Origin of the sequence: Bradyrhizobium viridifuturi (assembly GCF_001238275.1) — a bacterium.
GTDB classification, from domain to species: Bacteria; Pseudomonadota; Alphaproteobacteria; order Rhizobiales; family Xanthobacteraceae; genus Bradyrhizobium; species Bradyrhizobium viridifuturi.
This window is the reverse complement of the sequence record NZ_LGTB01000007.1, coordinates 61,763-88,063: the sequence shown is the minus strand read 5'-3', so window position 1 is coordinate 88,063 and position 26,301 is coordinate 61,763. Positions and strand designations below refer to the sequence as shown.

Below are 26,301 nucleotides of genomic sequence, written 5' to 3'. Positions count from 1 at the left end.
GATGTCCGACAACCGCAACACGATCCTTGCCGTCATTCTGTCCGGCCTCGTCCTGATCGCCTGGCAATATTTCTACAATGTGCCGCAGATGGAGAAGCAGCGCGAGGCGCAGAAGCAGGCCGAGCTGCTGAAGCCGGCGCCGCAGGCGACGCCGGGTGCCGCGCCTGGCGCCGCTCCCGGAGCCACGGCAACGCCATCCCCCGCACCCGGCACGCCTGCCGCTGACGCGCCGGTGGCGAGCCGCGAGACGGTTCTCGCCTCGGGCCCGCGCATCAAGATCGACACTCCGCGCGTGATCGGCAGCATCGCGCTGAAGGGCGCCCGGATCGACGATCTGGCGCTGGTCCAGTTCCGCGAGACGGTCGATCCCAAATCGCCGGCTGTCGTGCTGCTGTCGCCGTCGGGCACCGCCGAGCCTTATTATGCCGAGTTCCTGTGGCTGACCGCGAACGGCGCGTCGGTGAAGACCCCGAACGCCGAGACCGTCTGGCAGCAGGAGGGGTCGAACAGCCTGTCGCCGAGCACCCCCGTGGTTCTGAAGTATGAGAACGGCCAGGGCCTGACCTTCCGCCGCACCATCTCGATCGACGATCGCTACCTCTTCAGCATCAAGGATGAGGTCAACAATCAAGGCAGCGCGCCGGTGACGCTGTATCCGTTCGGCCTGATCTCGCGCGGCGGCAAGCCGCCGGTGTCGGGCTACGCCATCCTGCACGAAGGCCCGATCGGCTATCTCGGCGAACAGGGCCTGCAGGAGTACACCTACAAGAACCTCGACGAGGCCAAGACCTCGACCGGCGGCAATTCGCGCGGCATCGTGTTCTCGAAGGTCACCGACGGCTGGCTCGGCATCACCGACAAATACTGGGCCACCGCGCTGCTGCCCGAGACCAACGCGACGCTCGAAAGCGCGCGGTTCACCACCGGCGACAAGCGCTACCAGGCCGACTACATGCTCGGCGCGCAGACCATCCCGATCGGCGGCACCGGCGTTGCCAACGCGCGGCTGTTCGCCGGCGCCAAGGAAGCCGCGACCGTCGGCCTCAACTTCCCGCTGGTCGGCTTCGGCGGCTACAACAAGCAGCTCGGCCTCAACCATTTCGATCTGCTGATCGACTGGGGCCACTTCTACTTCATCACCAAGCCGATGTTCCTGGCGCTGGACTGGTTCTATCGCCTGGTCGGCAATTTCGGCATCGCGATCCTGCTGGTGACGGTGATCGTGAAGCTGTTGTTCTTCCCGCTCGCCAACAAGTCCTACGCCTCGATGGCGAAGATGAAGTCGGTGCAGCCGCAGTTGCAGGCGCTGAAGGAACGCTATCCTGACGACCGCGTGAAGCAGCAGCAGGAGATGATGGAGATCTACAAGAAGGAGAAGATCAACCCGATCGCCGGTTGTCTTCCCGTCGCCTTGCAGATCCCGGTGTTCTTCTCGCTCTACAAGGTGCTGTTCATCACCATCGAGATGCGGCACGCGCCGTTCTTCGGCTGGATCAAGGACCTTTCGGCGCCGGATCCGACCAACCTGTTCACGCTGTTCGGTCTGATCCCGTTCGATCCGATCGCGCTGCTCGGACCGCATTTCGGCGCCTATCTGGTGATGGGCATCTGGCCGATCATCATGGGCATCACGATGTGGGTGCAGATGAAGCTCAACCCGGCGCCGCCGGATCCGACCCAGAAGATCATCTTCGACTGGATGCCGCTGATCTTCACCTTCATGCTGGCCGGCTTCCCGGCGGGTCTCGTGATCTACTGGGCCTGGAACAACACGCTCTCGGTGCTGCAGCAGAGCTTCATCATGCGCAAGAACGGCGTGAAGGTGGAGTTGTTCGACAATCTGAAGTCGACGTTCGCAAAGAAGCCGACGTAGCTTCCGGCAACCTCGCCCATCAATGCGTCATGCCCGGCCTTGTGCCGGGCATCCACGTATTGGAGGGTAGCAAGACGTCGACGTGAACGGCTGGAGCTACGCCGGCCAAGACGAAGTGGGACCCTTCGATGACCACCGAACCCGATGCGGAGCTGATCGAGCAGGGACGCAAGCTGTTCGCCGGCGACTGGCGCTTCATCTGGGCCTCGCCCTCGATCGAGACGTTGCCGCCAATGGCCGGCCTCGAGGTCGCCTTTGCCGGCCGCTCCAATGTCGGCAAATCGAGCCTGATCAACGCGCTGACCGGCCGCAGCGCGCTCGCGCGTACCTCGCATACGCCGGGCCGGACCCAGGAGCTGATCTTCTTCGAGGGCCCGGAGAACGCGAACTTCCGCCTGGTCGACATGCCGGGCTACGGCTACGCCTCGGCGCCGAAGACCAAGGTGGCGTCGTGGACGGCGCTGATCCACAAATTCCTGCTCGGCCGCGCGACGCTGGCGCGGGTCTATGTGCTGATCGACGCGCGCCACGGCATCAAGGACGTCGATCTCGACGTGCTGAAGACGCTGGATAAATCCGCGGTCAGCTACCAGGTCGTGCTGACCAAGGCCGACCAGGTCAAGGCCGGCGAACTCAAGACCACGATCGCCGATACCATTGCGACGCTGGCAAAACATCCCGCCGCGTTCCCCGACGTGCTGGTGACCTCGTCGCGCACCGGCGATGGCATGCCGGAGCTGCGCGCCGCCATGGTGCGCCTGATCGAGGAACGGCGTCGATGAGCGGCGTATCCCGATTCCTGATCGTCTGCGCCGCCGTGATGGGCGCCTGCGGCGTGATGCTGGCGGCGGCCGCGGCTCATTTGCCTGATGCCACGCGGCTGGCGGCGGCGTCCTCGATGCTGCTGTTCCATGTACCCGCCGTTATCGCGACCATTGCGGTCGCGGACCGCGCGATCGTTCATGCCAAGCTCGGAATCGTGGCCGCGGCCGGCTTCGTCATCGCGGCGTCATTGTTCGCGGGCGACCTGGTGCTGCGCCAGTATGCCGGCCACGGACTGTTTCCGATGGCCGCGCCGACCGGCGGAACATTGCTGATCCTGAGCTGGCTGGTGCTGGCGGTTTCGGCGATGTGGCCGAAGGGTTCATAATTGCCTTTCTTCCTTCTCCCCATGTGGGAAAAGGTGGCCATAGGAGGGGACAGACCCCTCACCCCGCTTCGCTGTGCGAAGCGCCCCTCTCCCACAAGGGCAGAGGGTCAAGACGCTTTGCGCCCTGCCCGGCAATCAGATAGAACCGCGCCCGTCCCTCCGCTGACGATGAGCCCAGCCCCATGACCGACCAGCACATCAGCCCGCTCGATCAGGCCCGCATCCTGTCCGAGGCGCTGCCGCACATGCAGGAGTATGACGAGGAAACCATCGTCATTAAGTACGGCGGCCATGCCATGGGCGCCGAGGACACCGCCAAGGCGTTCGCGCGCGACATCGTGCTGCTCGAGCAGACCGCGATCAACCCGGTGGTCGTGCATGGCGGCGGGCCACAGATCGCGACCATGCTGAAGCGCCTCGGCATCCAGTCGGAATTCGCCGCCGGCCTTCGTATCACCGACGCCGCGACCATCGAGATCGTCGAGATGGTGCTGGCGGGCTCGGTCAACAAGCAGATCGTCGGCTACATCAATGAGGCCGGCGGCAAAGCCGTGGGCCTCTCCGGCAAGGACGGCAACATGGTGAAGGCGTCGAAGACGACGCGCACCATGGTCGACCCCGATTCCAACATCGAGAAGGCGGTCGATCTCGGCTTCGTCGGCGATCCCGAAAAGGTCGACCTGACGCTGCTCAACCAGCTGATCGGCTACGAGCTGATCCCGGTGCTGGCGCCGCTGGCCACCTCGCAGGACGGCCAGACGCTCAACATCAACGCCGACACCTTTGCCGGCGCGATCGCGGGTGCGCTGAAGGCCAAGCGCCTGCTGCTGCTGACCGACGTGCCCGGCGTGCTCGACAAGTCGAAGAAGCTGATTCCGGACCTGTCGATCAAGGAAGCGCGCAAGCTGATCGCCGACGGCACGATCTCCGGCGGCATGATCCCGAAGGTCGAAACCTGCATCTACGCGCTCGAACAGGGCGTGCAGGGCGTCGTGATCATCGACGGCAAGACCCAGCACGCCGTGCTGCTCGAGCTCTTCACCAACCAGGGCACCGGCACGCTGATCCACAAGTAATGGCAGGCACGGGACACACGGCGAGGATCCCTCGCCGGTCGCCGGCGGCGCGGCTCGCGATGTCGCTGCCGGCCGCGCTGATGTCGTTCCTGTTCTCGTCGGCGCCGGCGCATGCCGACCTCAAGCTCTGCAACCGCATGAGCTACGTGATCGAGGCCGCGATCGGCATCGACGACAAGGCCGCAACCGCAACCCGCGGCTGGTTCCGCATCGATCCCGCGACCTGCCGGGTCGTGGTGCAGGGCGCGCTCACCGCCGATCGCGTGCTGCTCAATGCCCGCGCGCTCGGCGTCTACGGCGCCTCGCCGATCCCGCAGAACGGCACCGATACGCTCTGCGTCGCGCAGGACAATTTCGTGATCGCCGCCGCGCGGCAATGCCGCTCCGGGCAGACGCCGGCGCAATTTACCCAGATCACGCCGACGCAAACCGATGACGGCAATCTCGTCGCCTACCTCGCCGAGGACAGCGAGTATGACGACGAGCAGGCGCGGCTCGCCGGCATCCAGCGTCTCTTGGTGATCGCGGGCTACGATGCGGCGCCGATCGACGGCGTCGACGGGCCGAAGACGCAGAGCGCGCTGTCGGCCTTCCTCAAGAGCCGCGGGCTCGCCAGCGACATCGTGCAGTCGCCGAGCTTCTTCACCACCATGGTCGATGCCGTGCAGAAGCCGTCCGCCTCAGGGCTGACCTGGTGCAACGATACCCAGTACAAGGTGATGGCCGCGGTCGCGACCGACGACGGCAAGGCGGTGACCAGCCGCGGCTGGTATCGCATCGACCCCGGCAAATGCCTGCATCCCGACGTGTCAGGCACGCCGAAGCAGATCTATTCCTTCGCCGAAGCGGTCGACGGCGACAACCGCACCATCAAGATCAAGGACAAGCCGCTGAACTGGGGCGGCGCGGTGCAGCTCTGCACCCGCGAAAGCAAGTTCGAGGTCAACGAGCAAGGCGATTGCGCCACCCGCGGCCTCACCGCGCTCGGCTTCACCACCGTCGACATGACCAGCGGCGGCAAGACGCTGCGCTTTGCGATGCCATGATGAAGACGCTGGCGCCACATACATCACCGTCGTCCTGGCGAAAGCCAGGACCCATAACCACAAGACTGCGTTTGGCGAAGAACGACGGGCATCGTGCCTTATTGATAGATTCCGCGGTATGGGTCCTGGCTTTCGCCAGGACGACGGCGGAGGGCTCTGCGACGTTCGCGCTGATCGCTGGAGGGCAATAATGAAAACTCCCCGCAGCTTCGCTCACGTCGAGACCTGGGTGTTCGACCTCGACAACACGCTGTATCCGCATCACGTCAATCTGTGGCAGCAGGTCGATGCGCGGATCGGCGAGTTCGTCGGCAACTGGCTGAAAATCTCGCCCGAGGAGGCGCGGCGGCTGCAGAAGGACTATTACCTGCGCTACGGCACCACGATGCGCGGCATGATGACCGAGCACGGCGTGCAGGCCGACGACTATCTCGCCTATGTGCACAAGATCGACCACTCGCCGCTGCAACCGAATCCGGTGATGGGGGCTGCGATCGCCGAACTGCCGGGGCGCAAGCTGATCCTGACCAACGGCTCGGTCGACCATGTCGATGCGGTGCTCGGCCGGCTCGGCATCGGTCACCATTTCGACGGCGTGTTCGACATCATCGCCGCCGATCTCGAGCCGAAACCTGCGCCGCAGACCTACCAGAAGTTCCTCAGGCTGCACGACGTCGATCCGGCGAAAGCCGCGATGTTCGAGGACCTCGCACGCAATCTGGTGGTGCCGCATGAGCTCGGCATGACCACCGTGCTGGTGGTGCCCGACGGCAGCCAGGAAGTAGTGCGCGAGACCTGGGAGCTCGAAGGCCGCGATGCGGCGCATGTCGACCATGTCACGGATGATCTCACGGGTTTCCTGCAGCGGTTGAAGCCCTGATCCCTCCATACGTCGTCCCGGCGAAAGCCGGGACCCATTACCCCGATTGTTGGTGATGCGGCACGCTGGGGCCACAGCGTGCAACCCAACCAGGATTCGTGGTTATGGGTCCCGGCCTTCGCCGGGACGACGGAGGAGAGACACTGCTCGGCGGCCGGGTTTGCCTTGACTCCGCAGCCCCAAATTCCGAAAAAGCCCTGCAAAATTCCCGTCATATCTCCGATACGCCCAAGGATCGTCCCGATGTCGCTGTCTGCCCTCGAAACCACCGTCAACACCGCGTTCGACGCCCGCGAAGGCATTTCGACCTCGACCAAAGGCGAGGTCCGCGAGGCCGTCGACCACGCGCTGGAGCTGCTCGACAAGGGCGAGGCCCGTGTCGCCGAGCGTGAGGCCAGCGGCAAGTGGAAGGTCAATCAGTGGCTGAAGAAGGCCGTGCTGCTCTCGTTCCGCCTCAACGACATGGGCCAGATCGCGGGCGGCCCGGGCAAGGCATCGTGGTGGGACAAGGTGCCCTCGAAGTTCGAGGGCTGGGGCGAGAACCGCTTCCGCGACGCCGGCTTCCGCGCCGTGCCCGGTGCGATCGTGCGCCGCTCGGCGTTCATCGCCAGGAACGTCGTGCTGATGCCCTCCTTCGTCAATCTCGGCGCCTATGTCGATGAAGCCACCATGATCGACACCTGGTCGACGGTCGGCTCCTGCGCCCAGATCGGCAAGCGCGTGCACATTTCCGGCGGCGTCGGCATCGGCGGCGTGCTCGAGCCGCTGCAGGCCGAGCCGGTGATCGTCGAGGACGACTGCTTCATCGGCGCGCGCTCCGAGGTCGCCGAGGGTGTGATCGTGCGCAAGGGCGCGGTGCTGTCGATGGGCGTGTTCCTCGGCGCCTCGACCAAGATCGTCGACCGCGAGACCGGCGAGATCTTCGTCGGCGAGGTGCCGGAATATGCCGTCGTGGTGCCCGGCACCCTGCCCGCCAAGCCGATGAAGAACGGCCAGCCCGGCCCTGCCACCGCCTGCGCCGTGATCGTCAAGCGCGTCGACGAGCGCACCCGCGCCAAGACCAGCATCAACGAGCTGCTGCGGGACTGATCGAACCAATCTCGACCTGACGCCGACAAAACTCCGGGCCGCGAAACATTGCCGCCGCCCGGAGTTTTTTCATGGACTGGGCCAATTACCTGTTCGGCTTCAAGGGCCGCGTCAACCGGGCCAAGTTCTGGCTCGGTACGCTGATCATCGTCTGCTGGATGATGTTCCTGGCCGCGCTCGTGGTCCTGGCCGGCCTCGGCGGCAAGACCGGCTCGTTTGGCTTCAACATCGACGATATCTTCCGGGCCTTCGACCCCGACAGCTATAAATCACTGACATGGGCCGGATTGCCGACCCTGCTGGTCAAGGCCTGCGGAACGTTCTTGTTCGTCTGGGTCTATATCGCGGTCGCGATAAAGCGCCTGCACGACCGGGACAAGAGCGGCTGGTGGATGGTCCCGTACTTCGCGATCCCGGGTCTCATGAGCCAGTTCGGAGGTCGGCTTCCCGACGAGTCTTATGTGATGATGGCCGCGGGCACGATCGTGTTCGTGCTCTATTTCTGGGGCTTCATCGAGCTCGCCTTCCTGCGCGGCACAAGTTACCCCAACCGCTACGGTCCCAATCCGCTGGGAAAAACCCATGTGAGCCGCGGCGGCGGCCACGGCAGCGGGTCGCGCTCCACGCAGGGCTGGGATCAGCAGAGCGAGCTCGATATCGTGCCGCACAAAGCTGGTCCACCCGCGGTGTGACGTGTTAAGCGAGGCGCATGAATGATGCCGTCTCGATTACCCGCGATCTGGTTCGCTGCCCTTCCGTCACGCCGGCCGATGCCGGCGCGCTCGGCGTTCTCGAAAATTTGCTGAAAACCGCAGGCTTCGACGTCCACCGCGTGACGTTCTCCGAGCCCGGCACCGCCGATATCGACAACCTCTATGCCCGCATCGGCACTTCCTCGCCGCATATCACCTTTGCCGGCCACACCGACGTGGTGCCGCCCGGTGATGAAGCGGCATGGACGCTCGGCGCATTCTCCGGCGAGGTGAAAGACGGTTATCTCTATGGCCGCGGCGCCGTCGACATGAAGGGCGGCATCGCCTGCAGCGTCGCCGCGGTGCTGCAATATCTGCAAGACCATGGCGGCAAAGCAAACGGCTCGATCTCCTTCCTGATCACCGGCGACGAGGAAGACGTCTCGATCAACGGCACCGTCAAGCTGCTGAAATGGTGCGCCGAGCGCGGCGAAAAGTTCGACCATTGCGTGCTCGGCGAACCCTCGAATGTCGAGGTGCTCGGCGACATGATCAAGATCGGCCGGCGCGGCTCGCAATCCGGCACGCTGGTGGTCGACGGCGTGCAGGGCCACGTCGCCTATCCGCACCGCGCCTCGAACCCGGTGCCGGATATCTCGCGGCTGATCGTGGCGCTGAGCGATGAGCCGCTCGATCACGGCAGCGCGCAATTCCAGGCCAGCAACCTCGAATTCACCACCGTCGATGTCGGCAACACCGCGAGCAACGTGATCCCCGGCCAGGCGCGCGCCAAGTTCAACATCCGCTACAACGACAATCACACCCAGGAGAGCCTGCGGCAGCTAGTCGACGAACGCTTGGCGAAGGCCTGCGGCAACCGCATCCGCGCCCATATCGACTGGCAGCCGTCGAACTCGAACGTGTTCGTCACCCAGCCCGGCCCGTTCACCGACCTCGCGGTCGCCGCGATCGAGGAGGTCACCGGCCGCAAGCCGGAGCTCTCGACCTCGGGCGGCACCTCGGACGCGCGCTTCATCTCCAGCTATTGCCCTGTCATCGAGTTCGGCCTGGTGGGGCAGACCATGCACCAGATCGACGAGCGCACGCCGGTGGCTGACCTCGAGAAGCTGACGCGGATATATCGAGGCGTGCTGGAGCGGTATTTTGCCTGATCCGGCCGCTTGGCTGGACACAAATATCGAAAACAACCCCATGCACAGTAGGGATTGGGGTCACCGGCAATCCGCCCATACCAGATGCAGTCCGTCCGCTGGGTAGAGCGAAGCGAAACCCGTCACTTCGGATCCGCGGCGCACATGATGGGTTTCGCTTCGCTCTACCCATCCTACGGGATCATTCGCGCCGTCTAGTAATCCACCCGCATCAAATAGAGCCCGTCCGGCGGCGCGACGGGGCCGCAGGCGGCGCGGTTGCGGGCGGCCAGCGCGCCAAAAAGATCGTCCGCGCTCCAGCGGCCTTCGCCGACCCAGACCAGCGATCCCACCATCGAGCGCACCTGGCTGTGCAGGAACGAGCGCGCCGACGTCACGATGTTGATGGCACTGCCCTCGCGCGTGACGTCGAGCTGGTCGAGCGTCTTCTCCGGTGATCTGGCCTGGCACTCGGTGTCGCGGAAGGTGGTGAAGTCGTGCTTGCCGAGCAGGCGCTGTGCGGCGGCGTGCATCGCATCAGCATCGAGCGCGCGCGGCACCCGCCAGACCCGGCCGATGTCGAGCGCGAGGTTCGCGCGGGTGTTGGTGATGCGATAGAGATAGTGCCGCTTGGTCGCCGAGAAGCGCGCCTCGAAATCGTCGGGCACGATATCGGCCGCGTGCACCGCGATCGGATTAGGCCGCAGATGCGCGTTCAGCCCGTCGCGGAAACGGCCCGGCGGAAAGTGCTTGGCGATGTCGCAATGCGCGACCTGGCCGCGCGCATGCACGCCGGCGTCGGTACGCCCCGCGCCGTGGACGCGCACATCCTCGCCGCAGATCGCCTTGACCGCTGCCTCCAGCGCGCCCTGCACGGTCGGCGCGGTGTCCTGGATCTGCCAGCCGGAGAACGGCGTGCCGTCATATTCGATGATGAGCTTGTAGCGGGGCATCAGCCGAGCCGCGCGGGCGGCTTCAGCGGCGTGCCGCGCAAGAAGTCCGCCGCCTTCGTCGGCGTCTTGCCGGCGCGCTGCAATTCGAGGATCCGGACCGCGCCGTCGCCGCAGGCGATCGCGAAATTGTCGTCCAGCACATCGCCCGGCTGGCCCGAACCCTTGGCGAGCTCGCAGCGCAGGATCTTCAGCCGTACCGGCTCGCCTTCACCTGTCAGTTCGCACCAGGCGCCGGGGAACGGCGACAGCCCGTGAATGTGCCGCAACACCGCGCGCGACGGCTGCTTCCAGTCGATCCGCGCCTCGGCCTTCTCGATCTTGGCGGCGTAGGTGACGCCGTCCTCGCTCTGCTTGGTCAGCTGCAACCCGCCGCGCTCGAGCCCGCCCATCGCGCGCACCATCAGATCGGCGCCGAGCGGCGCCAGCGCATCGTGCAGGTCGGATGCCGTCATGCTGTCCGTGATCGGCAGCCGCTCGGCCATCGCGACGTCGCCGGTGTCGAGCCCGACATCCATCTTCATGACCATCACGCCGCTCTCGGCATCACCCGCCATGATGGCGCGGTTGATCGGCGCGGCACCGCGCCAGCGCGGCAAGAGCGAGGCGTGCAGGTTGAAGCAGCCGAGCCTGGGCGCATCGAGGATGGCCTGCGGCAGGATCATGCCGTAGGCGACGACGACGGCGGCATCCGCATCATGGGCGCGAAACTCCTCGAGCGCCTCCGGCGTCCTGAGCGTCTTCGGCGTGAGTACCGGAATGCCGAGGCGGCGCGCCTCCTGCTCGACCGGCGTCGGCTGCAATTGCAGGCCGCGCCGCCCGCCGGGCTTCGGCGCGCGGGTGTAGACGGCCACGACCTCGTGGCCATGGGCCACGAGCTCCAGCAACGTCGGCACCGCGAAATCCGGCGTGCCCATGAAGATCAAACGGAGAGGCATGAGACAGGCTCGATCGGGCCGCTACTCCGCCGCGCGCTTGGCGGCTTTCTCGAATTTCTTGAACACGCGGTCGCGCTTCAGCTTCGACAGATAGTCCACGAACAGCACGCCGTTGAGATGGTCGATCTCGTGCTGGATGCAGGTGGCGTAGAGCCCCTCGGCATCCTCCTCATGCAGCTTGCCGTCGAGGTCTATGAAGCGCAGGCGCACCCGCGCCGGACGCTCGACCTCCTCGTAATATTCGGGGATCGACAGGCAGCCCTCCTCGTAGACCGACAGCTCCTCCGAATGCGAGATGATCTCCGGATTGATGAACACCCGCGGCTGCGGCGTGGTCTCGCCGTTCTCGTCGCGCTTGGCGAGATCCATGGTGATCAGCCGCAGCGGCTGCGCGACCTGGATCGCCGCGAGCCCGATGCCGGGCGCGTCATACATGGTCTCGAGCATGTCGTCGGCGAGCTTGCGGATCTCCGGCGTCACCTTCTCGATCGGTTTCGACACCAGCCGCAACTGCTTGTCCGGCAGGATGATGATTTCTCTTAATGCCATGGCGGCGATTTAAGCTGCGGGCCTGATGCGGTCAATGCGCTCAGGAACCTGTTAAGGCGGCCTTAACCACGTTTCTTCACGCGACGTTAACCAAGGAATTTAAGGGAGTGTTTACTATAACCGTTCCCTTTTCGTTCGATGGCGACGCCGAATCGGCTACAAGGACCGGCATGAACGAGATTCTGCTCACGATTGGCGACCTCCCGGTCCGCGTCTCGGACGCCTTGATCGGCCTCGGCGCGCTGGCGCTGGTCCTGCTGTTCGCCATCGCCGTGGTGATCGCGCGCGGAAGCCGGCGCGGCGCGGAACTCGCGATGGCCCAGGCCATTCGCGCCGACGAGTTGGAGGAGCGGCTTGCCGACATGCTGCGGGCCCAGAGCGAATCCTCCGGACGGGTCGACGCGATGGCGCTGGCGCTGGCCGGCCGCCAGGCCGAGATGGCCCGTGCCGTCAACGAGCGGCTGGATTCGGTGACCCACCGGGTCGGCCAGTCGATGGAACAATCGACCCGCAACACGATGGATTCGCTGCGCGCGCTGCACGAGCGGCTCGGCATCATCGATCACGCCCACAAGAACCTCAACGAGCTCACCACCCAGGTGACGACACTGCGCGACGTGCTCGCCAACAAGCAGTCGCGTGGCGCCTTCGGCCAGGCGCGGATGGAGGCGATCGTCCAGGACGGCATGCCGAAGGGCTCGTTCGAGTTCCAGTATACGCTGACATCGGGCAAGCGGCCGGACTGTGTCGTGTTCCTGCCCGACCAGCGCCCGCTCTGCATCGACGCGAAGTTTCCGCTGGAGGCGATGACCGCGCTGCACGACGCGCGCAGTGACGAGGAGCGCAAATTCGCCAGCCAGCGGCTGCGCGCAGACGTGCTGAAGCATGTCAGCGACATCGCGGAGAAGTACCTGATCCCGGGCGAGACCCAGGACACCGCGTTGATGTTCGTGCCGTCGGAATCGGTCTATGCCGAAATCCATGACGGCTTCGACGACGTGATCCAGAAGGCCTATCGCGCCCGCGTCGTGCTGGTGTCGCCGTCGCTGCTGATGCTGGCGATCCAGGTGATGCAGCAGATCCTGAAGGACGCCCGCATCCGCGACGCCGCCGACCAGATCCGCAACGAGGTGATGCACCTCGGCGATGACCTCGGCCGCCTGCGCGAGCGCGTGCTCAAGCTGCAGACCCATTTCGGCCAGGTCAACGAGGACGTCAGGCAGATCCTGATCTCCGCCGACAAGATCGAGAAGCGCGCCGGCCGCATCGAGGAGCTCGACTTCAGCAAGTCCGAGACCCCGATCGAGGTGCCGCGCTTCGTCAAGCCCAGCGCGACCGACCTGTTCCCCGCCCCGCGCAAGCTGCAGGCGGGGGAGTAGTTGGCACTGATCTCACCTCCTAGTCGGTGTCATCGCCCGGCTTGACCGGGGATGACACCGTCTTTGCGGCTCGAATCTGCTAACAGGAGGGCATGATCGCGCCCGAAGCAACCGCGCCCCAGCCGAAAAAGCCCTCCGCCGCCACCTCCTGGCGCGACAGCTTCGCCGTGTACTTGCAGCCGCGGGTGCTGATCGTGCTGCTGCTCGGCTTCTCCTCGGGGCTGCCGCTGGCGCTGTCGGGTTCGACGCTGCAGGTATGGATGAAGGAGGCCGGGGTCGATCTCGGCACCATCGGGCTGCTGGCCCTGATCGGCACGCCCTACACGCTGAAATTCCTCTGGGCGCCGCTGGTCGATGCGCTGCATGTGCCGCTGTTCACGCAGGTTTTCGGACGCCGCCGTGGCTGGCTGCTGCTCTCGCAGCTGGTGCTGATCGCGACGATCCTGGTGCTGGCGGTGGCCGATCCGGCGCGGTCGCCATGGTTTGCGGCCTTCGCCGCGCTGCTGGTCGCAACGGCGTCGTCGACGCAGGACATCGTGGTCGATGCTTTCCGCGTCGAGAGCCTGCCCGAGAGCGAGCAGGCCGCCGGCATGGCGTCCTATGTCGCGGCCTATCGGGTCGGCATGCTGGTCTCGACCGCCGGCGCGCTGTTCATCGTCAGCGGCTTCGAATCCGCCGGGCTCGCGCGCCCGTCGGCGTGGATGTGGGGCTATGTGGTGATGGCCGCGCTGGTCGTGATCGGCATCGTTACCGCGCTTGCCGCGACCGAGCCCGCCCAATCGAAAGGCGCGGAGGCCGCCACGCATGCGCAGAACGCCGCCGAGCGCGTGCTGCACGCGGCGCTCGGCGCGTTCTCCGAGTTCCTCAGCCGCAAGGATGCCTTCGCGGCGCTCGCCTTCGTGGTGCTGTTCAAATTCACCGACGCGTTCTCGGGCACCATGACCGCGCCGTTCGTGATCGACATCGGCTTTTCCAAGGTCGACTACGCGGCGATCGTGAAAGGCGTCGGCCTTGCCGCGACCCTGATCGGCGGCTTTGCCGGCGGCTTCGTGGCGCGGCGCTATTCGCTTGCGCAGAGCCTCTGGATCGGCGGCGTGCTGCAGGCGGTCGCCAACCTGTCGTTCTCCTGGCTCGCCCATGTCGGTGTCGATCAATGGGCGCTGGCGCTCGCGATCACGGCGGAGAATTTCACCAGCGCGATCGGCACCGTGATCTTCGTCGCCTATCTGTCGGCGCTGTGCCGCAATCCGCTGCACACCGCGACCCAGTACGCGCTGCTGACTGCGCTCGCGGCAGTCGGCCGCACCTATCTGTCATCGGGCGCGGGCTATGTCGCCAAGGCGGTCGGCTGGCAGACGTTCTTCGTGATCTGCGTGCTGGTCGCGATCCCGAGCCTGATCCTGCTGGCCTGGCTGCAGCGGCGCGGGCACTTTGATGAGCTGGGGCCGGTGCGGGTTTAGCTCTCCCCGCGTCGTCCTGGCGAAAGCCAGGACCCATAACCACCGCACCTGGTCGTGACAGGGATTCTGGCCGCAGCGTCGCGCAATAACCGACAGTTGGGGTAATGGGTCCTGGCTTTCGCCTGGACGACGATGCGGATAGTTCTCGATTCGATGAGACCTACTTCGCCACCACGCTCCACTTGGTGACGATGGCTTCGCTCATCTCGCCGGCATCCTTGGCGCAGGCGACCTCGTCGACCTTCACCGAGATGGCCCTGCCGGAGAGGCTCTTGAGCTGCGCGGCCTGGGCGTCGTTGGTCGGAACCAGCTGGAAGGTTTCCGGCCCGGTTTCGAGATTGCACAGACCGTTCGGCGGCGGCAGGCGGCGCGGCTCGCTGGTGATCTGGTAGGTCGCGACGCGCTTGCCGCGATTCTTGGCATCGCGCACCTTCATGACGCCGAGTTCCCCCGACAGCACGTCGCCGGCATGGATCATCTTGCCGGGCTTCTGCGGCGCGTCGCTCTGTTGCGCGATCGCACACGGCGCGACCAAGGTCGCCGCCAAAAACGCAAAGCCGAACCGTGCGCCGAATCGGTGTGTTGTCATTTTCAGGTGTTCCGTATTTGATTCGTCAGAGCGTGGATGACCATCCTCGAATCGTCATCCACCCTATCATTTTGTTTCGGCGCGATCTTTTCGACTTGTGACGGATCGCTTGGCAAAATCAGCCGGGTCCGGCCCTGGATCGCTTGCTAGAACAGCGTACGCTGCCGCATGGCTGCGGATAGCGTACCTTCGTCGAGATAATCAAGCTCTCCGCCGACCGGTACGCCATGCGCCAGCCGCGTCACCCGCACATTGGCCTCCGACAACAGGTCGGTGATGTAATGCGCGGTGGTCTGGCCATCGACGGTCGCATTCAACGCCAGAATGATCTCGGTCACCTCAGGCGCATGGGCGCGCGCCACCAGCTGGTCGATGGTGAGATCCTGCGGACCGACGCCGTCGAGCGGCGACAGCGTTGCGCCGAGCACGTGATAGCGGCCATTGGTCGCATTGGCGCGTTCCAGCGCCCAGAGATCGGCGACGTCGGCGACGACCACGATGATCGAGGGATCGCGGCGCGGATCGGTGCACACCGTGCAGGGATTTTGTGTATCGATGTTTCCGCAGGTCTTGCAGACCTGGATCTTGTCGATCGCGACCTGCAACGCCGCGGTCAGCGGTGTCATCAGCGCTTCGCGCTTCTTGATCAGGTGCAGCGCCGCGCGCCGCGCCGAACGCGGACCTAAGCCCGGCAGCCGCGCCAGCAACTGGATCAGGCGTTCAATCTCGGGGCCGGCGACGCTTGCGGCCATTTAGGTGAGACCAAGTCCCGGTGGCAGGCCGAGTCCGCCGGTCAGCGCCGCCATCTTCTCCTGCATCGCGGCCTCCGCCTTGCGGCGGGCATCGCCATGCGCGGTGACGAGGAGATCCTCGAGCACCTCGCGCTCCTCCGCCTTCATCAGCGACGGATCGATCTTGACGCCCTTCACTTCCATCTTCGCGGTCATGCGCACCGCGACCAGGCCGCCGCCGGAAATGCCTTCGACCTCGACATTGCCGAGTTGCTCCTGCATCTCCTGCATCTTGGATTGCAGCTGCGCTGCCTGCTTCATCATGCCGAGAAAATCAGCCATGCGTGCGTTCCTGTAATCAGATCAATCGTCGTCGCTGTCGGAAGTTTCAATCGGGTCTTCGCCAGTCGCATCCGCCACCGGAACCTCTGCGGCAAGACGGCGGACCTCGACCACCTTGGTGCCCGGAAAGCGCGCCAGCACCTCCTGCACGCGCGGATCGGCCTCGGCCGCGCGCTGATGCTCGCTGCGCGCCTGTTCGTTCTGCGAACGCACCGTCGGCTGGCCGGCCTCGTTGGAAATGATCACGGTCCAGCGCCGCCCGGTCCACAATTCGAGCTTGCGCGCAGATCGGTGACGAGCGCGCGCTGCGCCTTCGGCTCGAGTGCGATCTCGAGCTGGCCGTCCTCGATGCGCACCAGCCGCACATCGGCCTCCAGCGCGCTCTTGGTCATGATGTCGCGCTTCTCGCCGGCGAGCGCGATCAGCTGCGGAAAGCTCGTGACCCGCAGCACCGGCGCGGCATCGGCGACCGGCGATGCCATCTGCGGACGCGCAGCGAGATCGGCGCGCGGGCCAGCCTGCGGTGCGCGCACCGGCGCCGACGGCATTGCCGATATCGCCGAAGCCGGCGCGCCGCGTGGCGATGACGATGCGGCGGAACCTGATGTCGCGGACGCCGCGCCGCCGCCGTTCTGCTCGATCATCCGGATCACTTCATCCGGCGTCGGCAGGTCGGCGACATAGGCGATCCGCACCAGCACCATCTCGGCGGCAGCCGCCGGGCGCGTCGCGGTCTGCACCTCGGCAATGCCCTTGAGCAGCATCTGCCACATCCGCGACAGCACCCGCGTCGACAGCTTGGCGGCGAATTCGCGCGCGCGCGTCCGCTCAGTCTCGCCGAACGCGACATTGTCGGCGGTCGCCGGCACGAACTTGACGCGGGTGACGAAGTTCACGAACTCGGCAAGATCGGACAGCACCACGACCGGATCAGCGCCGACATCATACTGCGCGCGAAACTCGGCGAAGGCAGCGGCGATATCGCCACGCGCCAGCGAATCGAACAGGTCGATCACGCGGGTGCGGTCGGCAAGGCCGAGCATCTGCCGGACCGCGTCGGCCTTCACATTGCCCGCGGCATGCGCGATCGCCTGGTCGAACAGCGACAGCGAATCGCGCACCGAACCTTCGGCCGCACGGGCGATGATGCCGAGCGCCTCTGGCTCGACTTCGACGCCTTCCTTGGCCGCGATGTTGCCGAGATGCTTCATCAGCACGTCGGCCTCGACGCGGCGCAGGTCGAAGCGCTGGCAGCGCGACAGCACCGTGATCGGAACCTTGCGGATTTCGGTGGTGGCGAACACGAACTTGGCGTGCTCCGGCGGCTCCTCCAGCGTCTTCAGGAAGGCGTTGAAGGCCGCCGTCGACAGCATGTGGACTTCGTCGATGATGTAGACCTTGTAGCGCGCGCTCGCCGGCGCATAGCGCACGCTGTCATTGATCTGGCGGACATCGTCGACGCCGGTGTGGGACGCGGCGTCCATCTCCAGCACGTCCATGTGCCGGCTTTCCATGATCGCCTGGCAGTGCACGCCGAGGTCGGGCATGTGGATGGTCGGCCCCTTCACCGAGCCGTCCGGCTTCTCATAGTTCAAGGCGCGGGCGAGGATGCGGGCGGTGGTGGTCTTGCCGACCCCACGGACACCGGTGAGGATCCAGGCCTGCGGTATCCGCCCGGTCTCGAACGCGTTCGAGACGGTGCGGACCATGGCCTCCTGGCCGATCAGGTCCTCGAAACTGGAAGGGCGGTATTTGCGGGCGAGGACGCGGTACGGCTTGTTGGCGTCCGGCGCCCCGCCGAGATCGAAGCCGCTCTGGCCAGCGCCGTCGGACGGTCGGGAGGGGTCGCCAGCGTCATTCATGCGTCGATCCGCAACTTGGGTGTCTCTTCAGCCGGCGTGCGGATGGGAGCCGAAATCGAGCGCCGGGCGCGGAGACCGCCATTCCAGCGCGATTCGCTCGGAAAAAACAGGTAGGAGACTGACGAGCGACCCGATCCGGACCTCGTTAGGGCTGCTTCCTTCCGGACCTGACCCGGTTGGCGAGTGGCTCGTCCACCGCCAATCTCCCGGTCCCTATTTGGGGCCAAAAGCGCCGGAAAGCAAGCGGCCTGACCCGGCTTTGTGAGGCCGGCTTTGTGGGGCTTGTCTGGGAACACGGAAAGGCATTACTTGCCCTCCATGCCCGCCTCCAACTGGTCGCTGCATTCGCAGCTCAAGAAAGACACCATCGACATCGGCGACCTGCCGCTGTGCAAGGTGCTCGTCATCAAGGATGCGCATTATCCCTGGCTGCTGCTGGTGCCGCGGCGGGACGGCGCGGTCGAGATTATCGACCTCGACGAGGTCGAGCAGGCGCAGCTGATGACCGAGATCACCCGCGTCTCGCGGGCCCTGAAAGAGGTCACCAAATGCGACAAGCTGAATGTCGCGGCGCTCGGCAACCTCGTCCCGCAGCTTCACGTCCACGTCGTCGCCCGCCGCACCAGCGACGCTGCATGGCCGCGTCCCGTTTGGGGCGTGATGCCGCCGCTGGCGCATGACGCCGAGGAAGTGCAGAATTTCATCAGCGCGCTTCGCCGCAAGATCTGGTTGGGTTGAAATTCAATGTCTGCATCCGATTCATTTCCGCTCGGCCAGCCGGCCTTCGTCACCCATGTGCTCGACCGCGCCGCGCATCTGCGCAGCAATGACGAAAAACTGTTCGCGCTGGAGGGCCACCGCGAGGCGCGCGCCTATGTGATCTATCGCGACTCGCTTGTGGTGAAGCAGGAGGATGGCGGCGCCCGCGCGCTGCTCTCGCTGGAAGAAGCCCGCAGCTACGGCGCCAATCCCGGCACGATCTTCTTAGGGTTGCGCGATGCCGCGCCGATCTTCGGCATGGGGATCGCGCCGCAGGCGGCCGAGAAGCTGGTCGGACGCAGCGATGTTGCGATCACCGAATTGCGCGGCATGGCGATGCAGGGCGTGGTGCCGCCCGAGCAGCTGTCGGCGATCGCGATGGCGAAATCGATGGTGACCTGGCATCAGCGCCACGGCTTCTGCGCCAATTGCGGCACCCGCACGGCGATGCGGGAGGGCGGCTGGAAGCGCGAATGCCCGAGCTGCAAGGCCGAGCATTTTCCGCGCACCGATCCGGTCGTGATCATGCTGGTGACATCGGGCGACAAGGTGCTGCTCGGCCGCCAGAAGCAGTTCATGCCCGGGATGTACTCCTGCCTCGCCGGCTTCGTCGAAGCCGCCGAGACCATCGAGGATGCGGTCCGGCGCGAGATTTTCGAGGAAAGCGGCATCCGCTGCACCGACGTCAATTATTACATGACGCAGCCCTGGCCCTACCCGTCATCACTGATGATCGGCTGCACCGCGCGGGCGACCAACGAGGACATCGTGGTCGACCGCTCCGAGCTCGAGGATGCGCGCTGGTTCGACCATGCCGAGGCGACGCTGATGCTGAAGCGCCAGCACCCCGACGGCCTCGCCGGCCCGCATCCGTTCGCGATTGCCCATCATTTGCTCGGCCGCTGGGTGCACCACCGGAATCCGTTGGACCAATAGCGGGAACCGGACCTCGTTCTGCCGATTAAATTCGGACACTGATTGTGTAAGTGGGAGCATGATCCGGAAAAGTGCGAAGCGGTTTTCCGAAAAGATCGTGCTCAAACAATGAGCTAGAGCGCGATGACGATCATCGCGCTTGGAACCATTGCGACGGATCCCTGCATGAATTTTCAAGACGGCGCCCCGAAAGTCCCGCCCCGCATCCTCTGCATCGGCCTGCCGGTGCGCGACCTCACCTTCCGCGTCAACGTTCCGGCGCGCGGCTCCAAGGAGAATGCGACGCATTTCGACGAGATCTGCGGCGGCAATGCGCTGAACGCCGCGATCGGCATCGTCCGGCTGGGCGGCCGCGCCTCGATCTGCGGGCCGATGGGCGATTCGCGGGAGACCTCGAGCCGCTTCATCTTCGACAAGCTCGCCGAGGAAGGCATCGAGACCAACCATCTGATCCACATGCCGGACCTGGTCACCCCGATCTCGGCGATCATGATCGACGACACCGGCGAGCGCACCATCGTCACCTTCCGCGATCCCGAGCTCTGGAAGGTCAAGCTGCCGCCGACCGAGCTGCTGCTGGAGGATTGCGCGGCGATCCTGACCGAGAGCCGCTGCGCGCCGTTCTGCACCGAGCTGTGCGCAGAGGCCGTCAAACGCGGGATTCCTGTCGTGGTCGACGTCGACCGCGCGATGTCGATGCGGGAAGGGCTGCTGACCGCCTCCTCGCATCTGGTGTTCCCAGCGAGCCGCTGCAGGAGACCGCCGACGTCACCGACGACGGCCAGGCGCTGCAAAAGCTCGCCAAGCTCACCCCCTCCTTCCTGGCCGGCACCCGCGGCCCGAAGGGCACGATCTTTCTCAATGAGAAGGGCGAGCTTGAGGAGAGCCCGGCCTTCCCGGTCCATACCGTCGACACGCTCGGGGCCGGTGACGTCTTCCACGGCGCGTTTGCCCTCGCCATCACCGAGAAGCAGGAATTGCGGCAGGCGCTGCGCTTTGCGTCCGCGGCCGCAGCACTGAAATGCACCCGCTTCGGCGGCGCTTATGCCGCACCGCAACGTACTGAAGTTGAAGCCTTTTTGGGCGAACACGCCGACGCCCGGCCGGCCTGAGCGGTCACGACCCGCTTGATTTGGAAGATTTTTCTCTATATGAGGGAGTTTGAACCTTCATGTGGAACTTTCTTCTATGACCGATGTCGCCATTCAGCTTCATGACAACAGCCGCCGCCTCGACGCGATCGATCGCAAGATCCTGACCGTGTTGCAGGAGGATGCCTCGCTCTCCGTCGCCGAGATCGGCGACCGGGTCGGGCTGTCGTCGACGCCGTGCTGGAAGCGCATCCAGCGGCTCGAGGCCGACGGCGTGATCCTGCGCCGCGTGGCGCTGGTCGACCAGAACAAGATCGGGCTCGGGATCTCGGTGTTCGTCTCGGTCGAGAGCGCCGACCATTCGGAAGCCTGGCTGCGCAAATTCGCCGACGCCGTCAGCGCCATGCCCGAGGTGATGGAGTTCTACCGGATGGCCGGCGACGTCGACTACATGCTGCGCGTCGTGGTCGCCGACATGCAGGCCTATGACGTGTTCTACAAGAAGCTGATCAGTGCCGTGCCGCTGAAAAACGTCACCTCGCGCTTTGCGATGGAGAAGATCAAGTCGGTGACCGCGCTTCCGGTGCCCGCGGCGTAAACGCCGCCGCACCATTTCATACGAACGTCGATACGCCCCCAGGTAGTCCGCCGGCGCGGCATTTACCAGAAGTTAGCACCGGCAGCGGTATTGTGCTGCCATGGTGCCGGGGGAGATCATCCCAGCGAGGCGACGGCCCGCATGGCTGGGCGCGGCTGGCGTTTCCGCCGTGGTGGCGCGCCGAGCGCGCGCTGCTGGCCGCCGCTTCCGCCAATGCGTCGATCGTTCGGATGACCGCGATCCCGGCCCTGCTGGTGGTGCGGCCTGACCGCAATGGCGGGCTGCGCCGGCTGTACGAGGCGGGCGCGCTGCTGGCCATGGATCCGCAGGCGATCGCCGGCTGCTTCAAGTCGGACGACGATCTGGGGGTTGGGGATGACCTTCGAAGGCGATGAAATGGCCGCACTGCGCGAGACCGCCAGCAAGATCCTGCTCGTGGTGCTCTGGCTGCACGTTCCGATCGCGATCATCGTCGGCATCACGCTGCACACCGACTGGCTGATCCCGACCGGCTTCATGGTGGCGATGGCGGTGACGGCGACGGCCTCGTGGCGCCTGTCGGGGAACGGCGTTTCGACGCGCCTGATCGTTGCCGTGGCCCTGATGGCCGGCGTGTCGATGCTGGTCTACCAGTTCGCCGGTCACCGCTGGCAGGTCGACATGCACATGTACTTCTTCGCCGCGCTGGCGTGCCTGGTCGCCTATTGCGACTACCGGCCGATCGTCGCCGGCACCGCGGCGGTCGCCCTGCACCATTTGACGCTGAACTTCATCCTGCCGGCTGCGATCTATCCCGGCGGCGCCGATTTCGGCCGCGTCGTCCTGCACGCCGTGATCCTCTTGATCGAGGCCGGCGTGCTGATCTGGCTGGCGCACACGCTTGCCGAGCTGTTCAGGATGTCGGCGCTGAAGGCGGCAGAGGCCGAGGCCGCCGGCGCCGCCGAAGCCCGCGCCAATGCCGACCGCATCGAGGCCGAACGAGCCAAGCAGAATCGTGATGCCGCGCGGCGCGAACTGGCTGCCGGCTTCGAGCGCAAGATCGGCGAGGTCGTCGAAGCCGTCGCGGTGGCGGCGAACGCGATGCAGGGCCTGTCGACGACGATGAACGGCAGCAACGCGGAAACCATCCGCCAGGCCACCGCGGCCGCCTCCGCATCGACGCTGGCCTCGAGCAACGTCGAAACCGTGGCGTCGGCAACCGAGGAGCTGACGGCCTCGATCAACAGCATTGCCGAGCAGGTGACGCGCTCGGCACGGATCGCCGCCAAGGCCGCCGACGAGGCGCGCCGCACCAACAGCGTGGTGCAGGGACTTGCCGCCGGCACCCAGAAGATCGGCGAGGTGGTGACCTTGATCCAGAACATCGCCAGCCAGACCAACCTGCTCGCCCTGAACGCAACCATCGAAGCGGCGCGCGCCGGCGAGCACGGCCGCGGATTTGCGGTCGTCGCGAGCGAGGTCAAGGCGCTGGCCAATCAGACCGCCAAGGCGACCGAGGAGATCTCGGTTCAGATCCAGGATATCCAGAACGCGACCGGCGCCGCCGTCAGCGCGATCGGGACCATCGGGACCACCATCGCGGAAATCGACCACGTCTCCGGCGAGATCGCGGCCGCGGTCGATCAGCAGGGCGCTGCGACCCGCGAGATCTCCAGCAATCTGCAGCAGGCCGCCGATCGCACCCGCGACGTCAACAAGGGCATCCTCAACGTCAACCGCGCCTCCGAACAGGCCGGCGGCGCCACCGCGCAACTGCTCGACGCGGCGAACGGCCTGACCTCACAGTCCGAATGGCTGAAGGCCGAGCTCGACCGCTTCCTGGCCTCGCTGCGGGCGGCGTGAGGAAGGTAAGATCGGCGACCTACCGCGCCGTCATCGCCCGGCTTGACCGCGCGATCCAGTACGCCGCGGCCTCTCGGCTCAATCACGACCGTCTCTGGAATACTGGATCACCCGGTCAAGCCGGGTAATGACAGGTGTGGAGGATCAAGACTCCGTCCGCTTGTCGTCTCTGCGAAAGCAGGGACCCATACGCTGCAGCGGATGCGATTGATGGGACTCGTCATTCCGGCGTCGCGCAACAATGAACTTCGGTGGTTATGGGTCCCTGCTTTCGCAGGGACGACATCGAATTTGATTTGGCATCGCCCGCCAAGCAACGCGGTGTAGTCGCCTGCGAAAGCGGCGATGACGAGTCGGCTTGCGGAAAAGGGCCGCCTCAGATCTTCTGATTGTACTCGCCGACCTCGGGATGCGTGCGCAGCACCGAATCCATCGCCTCGAACATGTCGCGCATGCGCTGCTCGCTGACCGGGCTTTCCACCACGACCACGAGCTCCGGCTTGTTCGAGGACGCGCGCACCAGGCCCCAGCTGCCGTCCGCGACCGTGACGCGGACGCCGTTGACGGTGACGAGATCGCGGATGCCTTGCCCCGCGACCTGCGCGCCGTTCCGCTGCAGTGTCTCGAAGTGCTTCACCACGGCATCGACCACGCCGTACTTCGCCTCGTCGGCACAATGCGGCGACATCGTCGGCGACGACCAGGTCTTCGGCAGCGCGTCCTTGAGGTCGGCCATCGACTTGCCGGGGGCACGGTCGAGCATCTCGCAGATCGCGATCGCCGACACCAGGCCGTCGTCATAGCCACGGCCGAACGGCTTGTTGAAGAAGAAGTGGCCGGACTTCTCGAAGCCGGCGAGCGCGCCGAGCTCGTTGGTGCGGCGTTTCATGTAGGAATGCCCGGTCTTCCAGTACACGGTGTTGGCGCCCTGCTTCTGCAACACGGGGTCGGTCACGAACAGCCCGGTCGACTTCACATCGACGACGAACTGTGCGTTGGCGTTGATCGCCGACATGTCGCGCGCCAGCATGACGCCAACCTTGTCGGCGAAGATCTCCTCGCCGGTGTTGTCGACCACGCCGCAGCGATCGCCGTCGCCGTCGAAGCCGAGCCCGACATCGGCCTTGTGCGCCAGCACCGCATCGCGGATCGCGTGCAGCATCTCCATGTCTTCCGGATTCGGATTGTATTTCGGGAAGGTGTGATCGAGCTCGGTGTCGAGCGGGATCACATCGCAGCCGATCGCCTCCAGCACCTGCGGCGCGAACGCGCCCGCGGTGCCGTTGCCGCAGGCGCCACCACCTTCAGCTTGCGCTTCAGCTTCGGCCGGCTGGTGAGGTCGGCGATGTAGCGCGCCGGATAGTTCTCGTGAAACTGGTAGGAGCCGCCGGCCTTGTTGTTGAATGCGGCATTCAGCACGATCTCTTTCAGCCGCGTCATCTCGTCGGGGCCGAAGGTGAGCGGACGGTTGGCACCCATCTTGACGCCGGTCCAGCCATTGTCGTTGTGCGAGGCGGTGACCATCGCGACGCAGGGCACGTCGAGATCGAACTGCGCGAAATACGCCATCGGCGTCACCGCGAGCCCGATGTCGTGCACCTTGCAGCCCGCCGCCATCAGACCCGAGATCAGCGCGTATTTGATCGAGGCCGAGTAGCCGCGGAAATCATGCCCGGTGACGATCTCCTGCTTGACGCCGAGCTCCGCGATCAGCGCGCCGAGCCCCATGCCCAGCGCCTGCACGCCCATCAGGTTGATTTCCTTGTTGAACAGCCAGCGCGCGTCGTACTCGCGAAACCCGGTCGACTTCACCATCGGCTCGGATTCGAAGGCATAGGTGTTCGGGACCAGCGCGGATTTCGGCTTCGGAAACATCAGAAACGGCCTCGTGGAAATGCGGAGGAACAATGCCGCTGGCTTTAGCGAATGCATCGCCGCAGCGGAAGGCGGGATTGACGGCTTGTGGCGAATAATTACGGCAGATTTGGCGTCGGCGAAAGACTTGCACGCCGGCGCAATCCGCCGCGCTGTTGTGCCCTGCGAGCTGCCTGACTGCTCATCGCTCCGACCCATGGTTTCTGCAGGGGTGGCGCCAGGCAAGGACAGGCATTGCCGTGCGGTTGTTATTCCAGCTTCTCCCGCCGCTCTGCAATCTGCCTGTCGAACAAATCTGCGCGTCGAAGAGTTGACACGTCGGGCAACTCACCGATACATTTTCATCATCGCAACAATTGAGCCCGCACCGGAAAAGCCGCTGCGGGCTTTTTGCATCAGACTGCCGAGCGCGCCGAAATTGGCCGCCGCAGCTAGCCTAACTGGCTGATAGCCAGGGCCGCCCCACCGACAGACGGGCGCCTGGCGAAGACGATGGGCAAGCCGAGCCGGAAGCGACACTTCCACGCCATTGCGCAAGCCATCCTTCAAGCACTTTGCCTTCAAGCACTTGCCTTCAAACATCCAAAGCCAACCCAGCCCTCTCCGCGAGGTGCGATCACGCACGGGCTCATCCGACGTGTCCGCAATATCTGTAGGTGATGATCATGCCTGATTACTCTCTGGTGTCGGTGGACCATCAGCCGGACTTCGATGACTACTCGCTCGTTCCCGTTGACCACGATCCGTTCGCCGCGGATGGCCCTGCTCAACAGGCGCAGTTTCAACAGCCGCCGACACCGGCTCAACCAGCAGCCACAGCCGCAAACCCAACTGCAACAGCCTGCGACAGGAGCCGGTCAACCCGGCCTCAACGGGCCGGCGACTGGCAACAGCCCCAGCGGATCGGGTGGCATCGTCGGCATCAAGCGTTTCGGCGGCGACGAAGGTGGTGACTATCCGAGCCGCAATGCGGGGATCGGTTTCGAGAGCGCGGAACGCGCATGGGACGCTGCCCGCAAGGAAATGATAGACCTTGGTACCCAACATTACCCGGAAGAGACCAAGAGGAGGGGCTTCATCCCGGAGTTGAGCGTGGAAATTCATAAGCGCAACGGACTATATTACTACGATCAGATAGCGCGTGGATTCCAAGACGGCGCGCTCGGCGGTGGTGTGGGGCGTGGCGACAGCGGTGCGGTGGCACGTGGGCACATGCACTGGGAAAATCAGCTTGAAAGTGATGGAGATATAGACAACGCGAAAGCCTATTCCCAGAAAACTCCAGATTATCGAGCGTGGGTTGGATCTTGGGATGGGAGCTATTTGTATTGGCTTCACGGCAAGCCAACGGGGTCGAGAATGCCTGATTGGAATCGATACAAATATTGAGTCATGCCGATGAAAATGCTCGCGCTCGCCGGAGCGTTATGCCTTCTGCTCTCC

Annotated in this window: 24 protein-coding genes, 1 other RNA gene and 3 pseudogenes; 18 read left to right on the top strand and 10 right to left on the bottom strand. The window is 65.1% G+C overall.

From position 1 onward, the window contains the following. Position 1: 1 nt before the first annotated feature. The 9 genes from yidC to dapE all read left to right on the top strand — a co-directional run bounded on the left by yidC (position 2) and on the right by dapE (position 8,978). A complete protein-coding gene (yidC, locus tag ALC15_RS08375; RefSeq protein ID WP_050626826.1) occupies positions 2-1,873 on the top strand; it encodes a membrane protein insertase YidC in 1,872 nt (623 codons plus the stop codon). 128 nt (positions 1,874-2,001) lie between these two features. After that, positions 2,002-2,655, top strand: coding sequence for a ribosome biogenesis GTP-binding protein YihA/YsxC (gene yihA / locus ALC15_RS08370; protein WP_050626825.1), 654 nt, complete (start codon positions 2,002-2,004; stop codon positions 2,653-2,655). Next, the gene (locus ALC15_RS08365) at positions 2,652-3,023 is read left to right on the top strand and encodes a DUF423 domain-containing protein (protein ID WP_050626824.1); all 372 of its coding nucleotides are present in this window, start codon (positions 2,652-2,654) and stop codon (positions 3,021-3,023) included. Before yihA ends, ALC15_RS08365 begins: the two co-directional genes overlap by 4 nt. Before the next feature lie 182 nt (positions 3,024-3,205). Beyond that, a complete protein-coding gene (gene argB / locus ALC15_RS08360) occupies positions 3,206-4,099 on the top strand; it encodes an acetylglutamate kinase (RefSeq protein WP_029083632.1) in 894 nt (297 codons plus the stop codon). A 59-nt stretch (positions 4,100-4,158) separates the two neighbouring features. Beyond that, the gene (locus ALC15_RS08355; RefSeq protein ID WP_050626823.1) at positions 4,159-5,145 is read left to right on the top strand and encodes a DUF1036 domain-containing protein; all 987 of its coding nucleotides are present in this window, start codon (positions 4,159-4,161) and stop codon (positions 5,143-5,145) included. Positions 5,146-5,335: 190 nt separating this feature from the next. Beyond that, positions 5,336-6,025, top strand: coding sequence for a pyrimidine 5'-nucleotidase (locus ALC15_RS08350; RefSeq protein WP_094193762.1), 690 nt, complete (start codon positions 5,336-5,338; stop codon positions 6,023-6,025). Between the two features lie 243 nt (positions 6,026-6,268). Further along, positions 6,269-7,114: a 2,3,4,5-tetrahydropyridine-2,6-dicarboxylate N-succinyltransferase gene (gene dapD, locus ALC15_RS08345; protein ID WP_050626822.1), complete on the top strand. Its 846-nt coding sequence runs from the start codon at positions 6,269-6,271 to the stop codon at positions 7,112-7,114. Positions 7,115-7,185: 71 nt separating this feature from the next. Further along, entirely contained in the window at positions 7,186-7,806 is a 621-nt protein-coding gene (locus ALC15_RS08340; protein ID WP_050626821.1) for a DUF805 domain-containing protein, read from the top strand. Positions 7,807-7,823: 17 nt separating this feature from the next. After that, positions 7,824-8,978, top strand: a complete 1,155-nt coding sequence (dapE, locus tag ALC15_RS08335) for a succinyl-diaminopimelate desuccinylase (RefSeq protein ID WP_050626820.1) — start codon at positions 7,824-7,826, stop codon at positions 8,976-8,978. A gap of 194 nt (positions 8,979-9,172) precedes the next feature. On the opposite strand, the gene truA is transcribed toward dapE, so the two are convergent. The 3 genes from truA to def are packed head-to-tail and all read right to left on the bottom strand — an operon-like array spanning position 9,173 to position 11,394. Continuing rightward, positions 9,173-9,910, bottom strand: coding sequence for a tRNA pseudouridine(38-40) synthase TruA (gene truA, locus ALC15_RS08330; RefSeq protein WP_050626819.1), 738 nt, complete (start codon positions 9,908-9,910; stop codon positions 9,173-9,175). Then, on the bottom strand, positions 9,910-10,845 hold the full coding sequence (gene fmt, locus ALC15_RS08325; protein ID WP_050626818.1) for a methionyl-tRNA formyltransferase: 936 nt from the start codon (positions 10,843-10,845) through the stop codon (positions 9,910-9,912). The genes truA and fmt overlap by 1 nt, the downstream gene beginning before the upstream one ends. Positions 10,846-10,866: 21 nt before the next feature. After that, the gene (gene def / locus ALC15_RS08320; protein WP_024578808.1) at positions 10,867-11,394 is read right to left on the bottom strand and encodes a peptide deformylase; all 528 of its coding nucleotides are present in this window, start codon (positions 11,392-11,394) and stop codon (positions 10,867-10,869) included. A 170-nt stretch (positions 11,395-11,564) separates the two neighbouring features. Here def and ALC15_RS08315 point away from each other — a divergent pair, with 170 nt between their 5' ends. Continuing rightward, positions 11,565-12,773 carry a DNA recombination protein RmuC gene (locus tag ALC15_RS08315; RefSeq protein WP_050626817.1) on the top strand — a complete coding sequence of 403 codons (1,209 nt, stop codon included), beginning with the start codon at positions 11,565-11,567 and terminating at the stop codon, positions 12,771-12,773. Positions 12,774-12,865: 92 nt separating this feature from the next. After that, positions 12,866-14,233, top strand: coding sequence for an AmpG family muropeptide MFS transporter (locus tag ALC15_RS08310; RefSeq protein ID WP_050626816.1), 1,368 nt, complete (start codon positions 12,866-12,868; stop codon positions 14,231-14,233). 160 nt (positions 14,234-14,393) lie between these two features. Here ALC15_RS08310 and ALC15_RS08305 read toward each other — a convergent pair whose 3' ends face one another. The 5 genes and pseudogenes from ALC15_RS08305 to ffs all read right to left on the bottom strand — a co-directional run bounded on the left by ALC15_RS08305 (position 14,394) and on the right by ffs (position 17,964). Further along, positions 14,394-14,822 carry a hypothetical protein gene (locus ALC15_RS08305; protein WP_094193761.1) on the bottom strand — a complete coding sequence of 143 codons (429 nt, stop codon included), beginning with the start codon at positions 14,820-14,822 and terminating at the stop codon, positions 14,394-14,396. A 146-nt stretch (positions 14,823-14,968) separates the two neighbouring features. Next, positions 14,969-15,574 (bottom strand): recombination mediator RecR, encoded by a 606-nt coding sequence (gene recR / locus ALC15_RS08300; RefSeq protein ID WP_021079588.1) that lies wholly within the window; start codon positions 15,572-15,574, stop codon positions 14,969-14,971. Further along, on the bottom strand, positions 15,575-15,895 hold the full coding sequence (locus ALC15_RS08295) for a YbaB/EbfC family nucleoid-associated protein (protein WP_050626815.1): 321 nt from the start codon (positions 15,893-15,895) through the stop codon (positions 15,575-15,577). 21 nt (positions 15,896-15,916) lie between these two features. After that, positions 15,917-17,757: pseudogene (locus ALC15_RS08290) on the bottom strand (DNA polymerase III subunit gamma/tau). Between the two features lie 110 nt (positions 17,758-17,867). Further along, positions 17,868-17,964, bottom strand: an RNA gene (gene ffs, locus ALC15_RS41125) — signal recognition particle sRNA small type. A 111-nt stretch (positions 17,965-18,075) separates the two neighbouring features. Between ffs and ALC15_RS08285 the strand changes: the two genes are divergently transcribed. The 6 genes and pseudogenes from ALC15_RS08285 to ALC15_RS08260 all read left to right on the top strand — a co-directional run bounded on the left by ALC15_RS08285 (position 18,076) and on the right by ALC15_RS08260 (position 22,983). Further along, positions 18,076-18,495 carry an HIT domain-containing protein gene (locus tag ALC15_RS08285; RefSeq protein WP_050626814.1) on the top strand — a complete coding sequence of 140 codons (420 nt, stop codon included), beginning with the start codon at positions 18,076-18,078 and terminating at the stop codon, positions 18,493-18,495. 6 nt (positions 18,496-18,501) lie between these two features. Further along, positions 18,502-19,452 carry an NAD(+) diphosphatase gene (gene nudC, locus ALC15_RS08280; protein WP_050626813.1) on the top strand — a complete coding sequence of 317 codons (951 nt, stop codon included), beginning with the start codon at positions 18,502-18,504 and terminating at the stop codon, positions 19,450-19,452. Positions 19,453-19,617: 165 nt separating this feature from the next. After that, a pseudogene (locus ALC15_RS08275) lies at positions 19,618-20,564 on the top strand (sugar kinase). Positions 20,565-20,640: 76 nt separating this feature from the next. Continuing rightward, positions 20,641-21,141, top strand: coding sequence for an Lrp/AsnC family transcriptional regulator (locus tag ALC15_RS08270; protein ID WP_016848075.1), 501 nt, complete (start codon positions 20,641-20,643; stop codon positions 21,139-21,141). 92 nt (positions 21,142-21,233) lie between these two features. Further along, positions 21,234-21,536 carry a hypothetical protein gene (locus tag ALC15_RS08265; protein WP_050626812.1) on the top strand — a complete coding sequence of 101 codons (303 nt, stop codon included), beginning with the start codon at positions 21,234-21,236 and terminating at the stop codon, positions 21,534-21,536. Then, the gene (locus ALC15_RS08260) at positions 21,517-22,983 is read left to right on the top strand and encodes a methyl-accepting chemotaxis protein (protein WP_050626811.1); all 1,467 of its coding nucleotides are present in this window, start codon (positions 21,517-21,519) and stop codon (positions 22,981-22,983) included. The genes ALC15_RS08265 and ALC15_RS08260 overlap by 20 nt, the downstream gene beginning before the upstream one ends. Positions 22,984-23,359: 376 nt before the next feature. On the opposite strand, the pseudogene ALC15_RS08255 reads toward ALC15_RS08260, so the two are convergent. Continuing rightward, positions 23,360-24,858, bottom strand: a pseudogene (locus ALC15_RS08255) (phosphomannomutase/phosphoglucomutase). A gap of 327 nt (positions 24,859-25,185) precedes the next feature. After that, positions 25,186-25,440 (bottom strand): hypothetical protein, encoded by a 255-nt coding sequence (locus tag ALC15_RS43220; protein ID WP_128089476.1) that lies wholly within the window; start codon positions 25,438-25,440, stop codon positions 25,186-25,188. Positions 25,441-25,590: 150 nt separating this feature from the next. On the opposite strand from ALC15_RS43220, the gene ALC15_RS08250 reads away from it, so the two are divergent. Continuing rightward, complete coding sequence (locus ALC15_RS08250; protein WP_128089475.1) at positions 25,591-26,247, top strand: hypothetical protein; 657 nt, start codon at positions 25,591-25,593, stop codon at positions 26,245-26,247. Positions 26,248-26,301 lie beyond the last annotated feature (54 nt).

What these genes read in the sequence shown, in the direction of transcription:
- ALC15_RS43220 (WP_128089476.1), bottom strand. Translation starts at nt 25,440, where the DNA reads ATGTTTGAAGGCAAGTGCTTGAAGGCAAAGTGCTTGAAGGATGGCTTG.
- dapD (WP_050626822.1), top strand. Translation starts at nt 6,269, where the DNA reads ATGTCGCTGTCTGCCCTCGAAACCACCGTCAACACCGCGTTCGACGCC.
- yidC (WP_050626826.1), top strand. Translation starts at nt 2, where the DNA reads ATGTCCGACAACCGCAACACGATCCTTGCCGTCATTCTGTCCGGCCTC.
- ALC15_RS08295 (WP_050626815.1), bottom strand. Translation starts at nt 15,895, where the DNA reads ATGGCTGATTTTCTCGGCATGATGAAGCAGGCAGCGCAGCTGCAATCC.
- argB (WP_029083632.1), top strand. Translation starts at nt 3,206, where the DNA reads ATGACCGACCAGCACATCAGCCCGCTCGATCAGGCCCGCATCCTGTCC.
- yihA (WP_050626825.1), top strand. Translation starts at nt 2,002, where the DNA reads ATGACCACCGAACCCGATGCGGAGCTGATCGAGCAGGGACGCAAGCTG.
- truA (WP_050626819.1), bottom strand. Translation starts at nt 9,910, where the DNA reads ATGCCCCGCTACAAGCTCATCATCGAATATGACGGCACGCCGTTCTCC.
- ALC15_RS08270 (WP_016848075.1), top strand. Translation starts at nt 20,641, where the DNA reads ATGACCGATGTCGCCATTCAGCTTCATGACAACAGCCGCCGCCTCGAC.
- ALC15_RS08285 (WP_050626814.1), top strand. Translation starts at nt 18,076, where the DNA reads ATGCCCGCCTCCAACTGGTCGCTGCATTCGCAGCTCAAGAAAGACACC.
- fmt (WP_050626818.1), bottom strand. Translation starts at nt 10,845, where the DNA reads ATGCCTCTCCGTTTGATCTTCATGGGCACGCCGGATTTCGCGGTGCCG.
- recR (WP_021079588.1), bottom strand. Translation starts at nt 15,574, where the DNA reads ATGGCCGCAAGCGTCGCCGGCCCCGAGATTGAACGCCTGATCCAGTTG.
- ALC15_RS08350 (WP_094193762.1), top strand. Translation starts at nt 5,336, where the DNA reads ATGAAAACTCCCCGCAGCTTCGCTCACGTCGAGACCTGGGTGTTCGAC.
- def (WP_024578808.1), bottom strand. Translation starts at nt 11,394, where the DNA reads ATGGCATTAAGAGAAATCATCATCCTGCCGGACAAGCAGTTGCGGCTG.
- ALC15_RS08310 (WP_050626816.1), top strand. Translation starts at nt 12,866, where the DNA reads ATGATCGCGCCCGAAGCAACCGCGCCCCAGCCGAAAAAGCCCTCCGCC.
- ALC15_RS08365 (WP_050626824.1), top strand. Translation starts at nt 2,652, where the DNA reads ATGAGCGGCGTATCCCGATTCCTGATCGTCTGCGCCGCCGTGATGGGC.
- ALC15_RS08260 (WP_050626811.1), top strand. Translation starts at nt 21,517, where the DNA reads ATGACCTTCGAAGGCGATGAAATGGCCGCACTGCGCGAGACCGCCAGC.
- dapE (WP_050626820.1), top strand. Translation starts at nt 7,824, where the DNA reads ATGAATGATGCCGTCTCGATTACCCGCGATCTGGTTCGCTGCCCTTCC.
- ALC15_RS08340 (WP_050626821.1), top strand. Translation starts at nt 7,186, where the DNA reads ATGGACTGGGCCAATTACCTGTTCGGCTTCAAGGGCCGCGTCAACCGG.
- ALC15_RS08305 (WP_094193761.1), bottom strand. Translation starts at nt 14,822, where the DNA reads ATGACAACACACCGATTCGGCGCACGGTTCGGCTTTGCGTTTTTGGCG.
- ALC15_RS08355 (WP_050626823.1), top strand. Translation starts at nt 4,159, where the DNA reads ATGTCGCTGCCGGCCGCGCTGATGTCGTTCCTGTTCTCGTCGGCGCCG.
- nudC (WP_050626813.1), top strand. Translation starts at nt 18,502, where the DNA reads ATGTCTGCATCCGATTCATTTCCGCTCGGCCAGCCGGCCTTCGTCACC.
- ALC15_RS08315 (WP_050626817.1), top strand. Translation starts at nt 11,565, where the DNA reads ATGAACGAGATTCTGCTCACGATTGGCGACCTCCCGGTCCGCGTCTCG.